Origin of the sequence: Phenylobacterium sp. (assembly GCF_035276905.1) — a bacterium.
Classification (GTDB): domain Bacteria; phylum Pseudomonadota; class Alphaproteobacteria; order Caulobacterales; family Caulobacteraceae; genus Phenylobacterium.
Map to the genome: position 1 here is coordinate 1 of NZ_DATELG010000070.1, position 7,243 is coordinate 7,243.

A 7,243-nucleotide genomic window follows, 5' to 3' on the forward strand; every position below is an offset into this window, starting at 1 on the left:
CCTGCGCCAGGCCTTGCGCTCGGGCGTCGCGGCGATCTGCATCGCCGGCGTCGCCGCGCCTGCGGTGCTGGCCAGTCCGCCGAAGCCCGCCGCGCCGACCGGGGGGCTCGACGTCCACGTCGCCCAGGCCGAGGGCTTCTCGCGCATCGAGTTCCACTGGGCCGGAAAGGGCGCCCAGGCCCAGACCCGGCGCGACGGCCAGATCCTGACCTTCCGCTTCGGCCGCGACGCCGATCCGGACATCGCGCGCCTGCGCACCGCCCCGCCCCGCTGGATCAAGACCGCCGAGACGCGTCACGTCGGCGGCAGGCTCGAGCTGGTGCTGACGCTGACCGAGGACGCCGACGCCAAGGTGGGCGCCTCCGACGGGGCGACCTTCGTCAACGTCTTCCCCAAGCCCGCGCCCGCGGCCCCCGTGCAGACCGCCCAGGTGGTCACCGCGCCGGCCGAACCCGAGCCGCCGCGGCCGAACCCGGTCCCGGCCGGCGGCGTGGTCCACATGGACTCCAAGGTCGCCAACGGCCAGGTCGCGCTGAGCTTCACCTGGGCCAATCCGGCCGGCGCGGCCGTCTTCCGCCGCGGCGACGCGGTCTGGATCGTGTTCGACGCGGCCGCGACGCTCGATATCTCCAAGGCCCCGCGCGGGATCACCCAGTTCAGCGCCATCCAGGCGTATCGCGGGACCGACTACTCGGCGGTGCGCATCGAAGCCTCGCGCGACACCCCGTTGTTCGCCGTCGCCGAGGGCTCGACCTGGACGATCGCCTTCGGCCCCGGCCAGCAGAGCCAGCCCTCGATCGTGCGCCTGCAGCGGGATCCGGAGAGCGGCCCGCCCGCCCTGAAGGCGCCCGTCGCCGGCGCCACGCGCATCATCCGCATGCCCGACGCCGAGGCCGGCGACACCCTGACCGTGGTCACCGCGCTCGGCCCGGCCAAGGGGCTGGCCTCGCGGCGCGACTATGTGCAGCTGGCCTTCCTGCCGTCGGTCCAGGGGCTGGCGATCCAGCCCTACGTCGATGACCTGGCGGTCCAGCGCGAGGGCGACATCGTCCGCCTGGGCCGGCCGGGGGGCCTGACGCTTTCGCCGGCCTGGGCCTCGCAGCGCCGGGCGCAGGACAGCCTGGGCGCGCCGCAGGCCGCGGCCATGCCGGCGCTGGTCGACTACGATCACTGGCCGAGAACCGGGGAGGGCGGCTTCCTCGCCCGCTACGACGCCCTCTTGGATGCGGCCACGGCGGAATCGGGAAACCGCGACCGCGACGGCCCGGTGGCCGCGCGCATGGCGCTGGCCCGTTTCCTGGTCGGCTCGGAACTGGCGTTCGAGGCGATCGGGGTGCTCAACGACACCGCCCGCAGCCACCCGGAGCTGCTGGAGAACGCCGAGTTCCGCGGCCTGCGCGGCGTCGCCCGGATGATGGCCCGGCGCTACAAGGAGGCCGACGCCGACTTCTCCTCGCCCGCCCTGGCGGACGATCCGTCGAGCGCGCTGTGGCGGGCGCTGAGCGCGGCCAGGCAGGCGCAGTGGACCGAGGTTCGCGCCCAGTTCGCCAAGGGCGGCGAGGCCTACGCCTTGTTCCCGCCGGTCTGGCGCGCCCGCTTCGCCCGCGCCGATGCGGAAGCGGCGCTCAGGCAGGACGACCTCGTGGGGGCCGACGCGCGGATCAACCTTGCGCTGCAGGAGAAGGTCGATCCGCTGGAGGAGCTGGCCACCCGCCTGGTGCAGGCCCGCGTGATCGAGGCCGAGGGGCACAAGGACCGGGCGCTGCGGATCTACACCGCCATCAGCGGCGCGCCGCTGGAGTCGCTGTCGGCGCCGGCGCTCTTGCGCGCCACCCAGATCCGCCAGGAACAGGGCTCGATCACCCCGGTCCAGGCCGCGGTGGTCTACGACAACCTGCGCTACCGCTGGCGGGGCGACGCCACCGAGCTGGAGGCGATCCGGGCGCTGGGCCGCCTCTATCTCGCCCAGGGGCGCTATCGCGAGGCGCTGGAGGCGCTGCGCTCGACCAGCGGCGGACGCCAGGACTTGCCCGAGGCGGTGGCGCTGCAGACCGACCTGGCGACCGCCTTCCGCGCCCTCTTCCTCGATGGTCAGGCCGACGGTCTGGAGCCGGTCCAGGCGCTGGCGCTGTTCTACGACTTCAAGGAGCTGACCCCGTTGGGCGCCGACGGCGACCTGATGGTGCGCAAGCTGGTCAAGCGCCTGGTCGACGTCGACCTCCTGCCGCAGGCCGCCGAGCTCCTGAAGTACCAGGCCGACAACCGCCTCGACGGGACGCCGCGGGCCGAGGTTTCGACCGACCTGGCCGTCATCTATTTGATGGACCGCAAGCCCGAACAGGCGCTGCAGGCGATCAACGCCTCGCGCACCACCGTCCTGCCCGCGGCGCTGACGGCCGAGCGCCGCCTGGTGGAGGCCCGCGCCTGGAGCGCGCTCGGCCGCTACGACTCGGCGCTGGAGATCCTCGGCAAGGACAATTCCAGCGAAGCCCAGGAGCTGCGCGCCGAGATCACCTGGAAGCAGAAGGACTGGGCCGCCGCAGCGCCCCTGTTCGAGAAGGCGCTGGGCCAGCGCTTCAAGTCGCCGGGGCCGCTCTCCAGCGAGGAGGAGGGCAGGCTCCTGCGCGCCGGCGTCGCCTACAGCCTGGCCGGCGACACGGGCTCGCTGGCGCGCCTGCAGAGCCGCTACCAGGGCTTCTACGACCAGGCGCACAATCCGGAGGCCCTGCGCATCGCGCTCTCGGGCGAGCCCACGGGCAAGATGGGCGTCGGCGACTTCGGCCGGGTCACCGCCGACAACGAGATGTTCGCCGGCTGGGTGGCGAAGATGAAGAACCGCTTCAAGACCGCGCGCGCCCCGGTCGGCCCGCCGTCAAGGCCTGCGGCTTCGGCCAAGCAGGCGCAGGCGGGGCCCGGGCCGGCCAAGGGCTAGCTACCTAGCGCCCAAGGAATAAATCGACAGGCCGTCCGGTCTGGTCCGCCAGAAGCATCTGGAGGTCCTCGACATGGATTACGACACCACCCGCCGCGGCGCCCTGAAATGCCTGGGCGTAGGGACCGGAACCGTCTTCGCCCTCTCGGGCGGCGTGCTCGGCGGCTTCGATCTGGCTCAAGCCGCCCAGCCTGGCGCCGGCGCCATGGTCGGCGCGCCGCTGTTCGTGCAGCTCAGCGACAGCCACATCGGCTTCAACAAGGCCGCCAATCCCGACGTCGCCGGCGCCTTCCAGCGCGCCATCGGCCTGGTCAACGCCCTGCCCGAGCCGCCGGCCTTCGTCCTGCACACCGGCGACATCACCCATCTCTCCAAGGCCGCCGAATTCGACCAGGCCGAGCAGATGATGAAGCAGCTCAAGGTGGCCGAGATCCACACCACGCCGGGCGAGCACGACGTCACCGACGGCGTCGGGGCGGAGTACTTCAACCGCTTCGGCGCGGCCTCGAAGGGCAAGGGCTACTACAGCTTCGACCACAAGGGCGTGCACCTGGTCGGCCTCGTCAACGTCATGCAGTTCAAGCCGGGCGGCCTCGCCTCGCTGGGGCAGGACCAGCTGGCCTGGCTGAAGGACGACTTGGCCGGCCGGCCCGCGAGCCAGCCGATCGCGCTCTTCGCCCACATGCCGATGTGGAGCGTCTACGATCCCTGGGGCTGGGGCTCCAGCGACCACGACCAGCTGATGGCCCTGCTCGCCCGCTTCGGCTCGGTGACGGTGCTCAACGGCCACATCCACCAGATTGTCTCCAAGGTGGACGGCCACGTCACCTTCCACACCGCCCGCGCCACCGCCTATCCGCAGCCGGCCCCCGGTGCGGCCCCGGCGCCCGGTCCGCTGACGGTTCCGGCCGACCAGTTGCCCCGCATGATCGGCGTCACCAGCGTCCGCCTCGCCTCGCTGCACAAGCCGCTGCAGCTGGCCGACACGACACTGGCCTGATCCTCGAGCAGAGAGATGATCCCGATGCGCTTCACGCCCCTCAAGGCGAGGCTCCGCACTGCAAGCTTCGCCCTCATCGCCGGCCTGGGCCTGGCGCTGGCCGGACAAGCGGCCGGCGCGCCCGGCGCGGTCCAGGTGACGATCAAGGACTTCGACTTCCAGCCGATGGCGGTCTCCGTGCCGGTCGGCGGATCGGTGACCTGGAAGAACCTCGACGGCGAGCCGCACACCGTCACCAGCACCGACGGCAGCTTCCGCTCCGCCGCGCTGGACGAGGATGACACCTATACGTTCAAGTTCAGCAAGCCGGGCGTCTACAGCTACATCTGCACGATCCATCCGAAGATGCGCGCCACGATCACCGTCAAATAGTTCGCCTCAGGCCGGCCCGCCCTTAATCCCGCTCATCCCGGCGCCGGGATGAGCGGGATTTATAGTTCTACCGCGGGTGGAAGCTCTCCACCAGGCTCCCGCAGACCAGCCGCCAGCCGTCGACCAGCACGAAGAAGATCAGCTTGAACGGCAGCGAGACCGTGACCGGCGGCAGCATCATCATCCCCATGCTCATCAGCACGCTGGCGACGACGAGGTCGATGACCAGGAAGGGGACGAACAGCAGAAACCCGATCTCGAAGGCGCGCTTCAGCTCCGAGATCATGAAGGCGGGGGTGACGATGCGGATCGGGGTGTCGATCGCCTGGGCCGGGCGGGGGATCTTCGACAGGCGCACGAACAGGGCGAGGTCGTCGCGGTTGACCTGGGTCAGCATGAAGCGCTTGAGCGGCGCGCCCGCCGCGTCGAAGGCCTGCGGCAGCTCCATGGTGTGGTTGAGCAGCGGCTTGACGCCCTGCTGGTAGGACTGATCGAGCGTCGGGCCCATGACCACGGCGGTGAGGAACAGCGCCAGCGAGATGATCACCGAGTTGGGCGGGCTCTGCTGCAGGCCGAGCGCGGTGCGCAGCAGGCTCAGCACCACCACGATCCGCACGAAGGAGGTGGTCATGATGACGATCGAGGGCGCCAGCGACAGCACCGTCATCAGGCCGATCAGCTGAACGACGCGGTCGGTCAGCCCCGCGCCGGTGCCGAGGTTGATGTTCACCGCCTGGGCCACGGCCGCCGCCGGGAACACCAGGCTGGCCAGCGTGGTCAGCGCCGCCAGCCCCGCGGCGCGCCGCCACTCGTCCGCCGGCAGGCTGCGGATCGCCCTCACGAGATCGCGCAGCATCAGGCCTTCTCCTCGGGCGTCGGCCCATCCAGCAGGCGGCCGTCGCCCAGCAGCAGCAGGCGCTCGCGGCCGTCGCAGGACACCAGCACCAGCCGGCGCGAGGGGTCGAGGACCAGGGTCTCGACGATCGCCAGGCGGCGTTCTTTCTTCTGGGCCGCCAGGCGGGCCAGCACGTCCGGGCCGAAGCGCCGCAGCGCCGCTGCACAGAGGCCCAAGAGGCCCAGGGTTAACGCGAGCGCGAAAATGGCGCGGGCGAAATCTGCAAGATTCATAAGCGCTTCTGCGTCTCGTGGAGGCGGCTTCCATCGCACGGTCGCGCGAGTCGATTAAGCCCTGATTAACCCTGTTTATTCACCATGTTCCGCATGGACCTCGCGCAGATTCCCCTGTTCGCCATGTTGCGCGGACGCCTGGGCTACCTCTCGGAGCGCCAGCAGGTGATCGCGCAGAACGTCGCCAACTCCGACACCCCCGGGTTCACGCCGAAGGACCTGACGCCCTTCAGCTTCACCGCCAAGACCCGGGCGCCTGGCGGCCCCGACGGGGCGACGCCGGCGGTCACCCAACCGGGGCACATGGCCCTGCCGGGCGCTGAAAAGGACGGCTCGGCGCGGTCCGGCTTTAAGACGAAGTCGTCGCGGGATTCCGAGATGCGCCTCGACGGCAACTCGGTGGTCCTGGAGGAGGAGATGATGAAGCTGACGGATTCGCGGATGAACTACGACGCGGCCATCAGCTTCTACCAGAAGTCGCTGAGCCTCTTGACGATGGCCGCCCGCGCGCCGGGCAAGTGAGCCGAAGGGATCCCTAGATGGCCGAGATGAAGTCGATGGGCGGGATCACCCAGGCGATCGCCACCTCGGCGCTGCGCGCCCAGCAGTCGCGGATGCGGATCATCGCCGAGAACCTGGCGAACGCGAACTCGACCGCGCGCGCCCCCGGCGGGGATCCCTATCGCCGGCAGATCCCCGTCTTCCAGCAGACCAAGGTCTCGGGCGCGATCGGCGTCAGCATGGCCCGCGTCCAGCCCGACCCGACCGACTTCAAGTCGACCTACGAGCCCGGCAACCCGGCCGCGGACGCCAAGGGCTATGTGAAGGAGCCCAATGTCGATCCGCTGGTCGAGGCGCTCGACATGAAGGAGGCGCAGCGCGCCTACGAAGCCAACCTCAACGTGATCGAGACCATGCGCGTGATGGACGCGCGCACCCTCGACCTCCTGAAGAAGTAGGCAGGCCTAGATGGCGATCGACGCGCTTTCCGCCGCCAAGGCCTACGCCAACGTCCAGAAGGCCGCGAACCTCGGGGCCGGCGGCGACGCCGCTGCGGTCTCGGGAGGCCTCGGCTTCGGCGACATCCTGAAGTCGGCGATGACGGACGTGGTGCAGTCCTCGCGCACCGCCGAGAGCCAGATGGTCGCCCAGGTCCAGGGCAAGGCCGAGCTGGTCGACGTGGCCACTGCGCTGTCCGCGGCCGAGACCAGCCTGCAGACGGTGATGGCCGTGCGCGACCAGGTGATCAGCGCTTACCAGGAAATCATGCGCATGCCGATCTGAGGCTTCGCTGCTGGCCATGTTAGGCTGAGCCATGGGCGATGCGATGATCGAACTTGCGGGGCTGGCCAGGCGCTATGGCGCGCAGGTCGCCCTGGACGGCGTCTCGCTGTCGATCGCGCGCGGCGAGTTCGTCGCCCTGGTGGGGCCCTCCGGCTCCGGCAAGACGACGCTGCTGAAGACCATCAACCGGTTGGAGGAGCCGGACGAGGGCCTGGTCCGCATCGAGGGCGCCGACGCCCGCGCCAGGCCGGCGGCGGAGCTGCGCCGGCGGATCGGCTACGTCTTCCAGGAGATCGGCCTTTTTCCGCACCTGACGGTCGGCCAGAACATCGCCGTGACGCCGCGGCTGATGCGCTGGGACGCAGGCAGGATCGCCGCCCGCGTCGAGACCCTGCTCGACCTCGTCGACCTGCCGCGCGAGACCGCTGGCCGGCTGCCGGCCGCGCTCTCCGGCGGCCAGCGCCAGCGGGTCGGCGTCGCCCGCGCGCTCGCCGCCGAGCCCGCCATGCTGCTGATGGACGAGCCGT

Annotated in this window: 9 protein-coding genes; 7 read left to right on the plus strand and 2 right to left on the minus strand. The window is 70.7% G+C overall.

The features are described from left to right. Position 1 precedes the first annotated feature (1 nt). The 3 genes from VJS38_RS02800 to VJS38_RS02810 all read left to right on the plus strand — a co-directional run bounded on the left by VJS38_RS02800 (position 2) and on the right by VJS38_RS02810 (position 4,304). Complete coding sequence (locus VJS38_RS02800; protein ID WP_324086632.1) at positions 2 to 2,932, plus strand: tetratricopeptide repeat protein; 2,931 nt, start codon at positions 2 to 4, stop codon at positions 2,930 to 2,932. Positions 2,933 to 3,005: 73 nt separating this feature from the next. Next, positions 3,006 to 3,932 carry a metallophosphoesterase family protein gene (locus tag VJS38_RS02805; protein WP_324086633.1) on the plus strand — a complete coding sequence of 309 codons (927 nt, stop codon included), beginning with the start codon at positions 3,006 to 3,008 and terminating at the stop codon, positions 3,930 to 3,932. Positions 3,933 to 3,947: 15 nt separating this feature from the next. Further along, entirely contained in the window at positions 3,948 to 4,304 is a 357-nt protein-coding gene (locus VJS38_RS02810; RefSeq protein ID WP_324086634.1) for a cupredoxin family copper-binding protein, read from the plus strand. Between the two features lie 67 nt (positions 4,305 to 4,371). Here VJS38_RS02810 and fliP read toward each other — a convergent pair whose 3' ends face one another. Beyond that, entirely contained in the window at positions 4,372 to 5,160 is a 789-nt protein-coding gene (gene fliP / locus VJS38_RS02815; RefSeq protein ID WP_324086635.1) for a flagellar type III secretion system pore protein FliP, read from the minus strand. Further along, positions 5,160 to 5,432, minus strand: coding sequence for a flagellar biosynthetic protein FliO (locus VJS38_RS02820; RefSeq protein ID WP_324086636.1), 273 nt, complete (start codon positions 5,430 to 5,432; stop codon positions 5,160 to 5,162). The genes fliP and VJS38_RS02820 overlap by 1 nt, the downstream gene beginning before the upstream one ends. 93 nt (positions 5,433 to 5,525) lie before the next feature. On the opposite strand from VJS38_RS02820, the gene flgB reads away from it, so the two are divergent. The 4 genes from flgB to VJS38_RS02840 form a co-directional block, all read left to right on the plus strand. Continuing rightward, positions 5,526 to 5,954, plus strand: a complete 429-nt coding sequence (gene flgB, locus VJS38_RS02825) for a flagellar basal body rod protein FlgB (RefSeq protein ID WP_324086637.1) — start codon at positions 5,526 to 5,528, stop codon at positions 5,952 to 5,954. Positions 5,955 to 5,971: 17 nt separating this feature from the next. Further along, complete coding sequence (flgC, locus tag VJS38_RS02830; protein ID WP_324086638.1) at positions 5,972 to 6,391, plus strand: flagellar basal body rod protein FlgC; 420 nt, start codon at positions 5,972 to 5,974, stop codon at positions 6,389 to 6,391. A 10-nt stretch (positions 6,392 to 6,401) separates the two neighbouring features. Then, the gene (gene fliE / locus VJS38_RS02835) at positions 6,402 to 6,716 is read left to right on the plus strand and encodes a flagellar hook-basal body complex protein FliE (RefSeq protein WP_324086639.1); all 315 of its coding nucleotides are present in this window, start codon (positions 6,402 to 6,404) and stop codon (positions 6,714 to 6,716) included. A 31-nt stretch (positions 6,717 to 6,747) separates the two neighbouring features. Then, positions 6,748 to 7,243: ATP-binding cassette domain-containing protein (locus VJS38_RS02840; protein ID WP_324086640.1), on the plus strand; the 496-nt coding region annotated here is incomplete at its 3' end.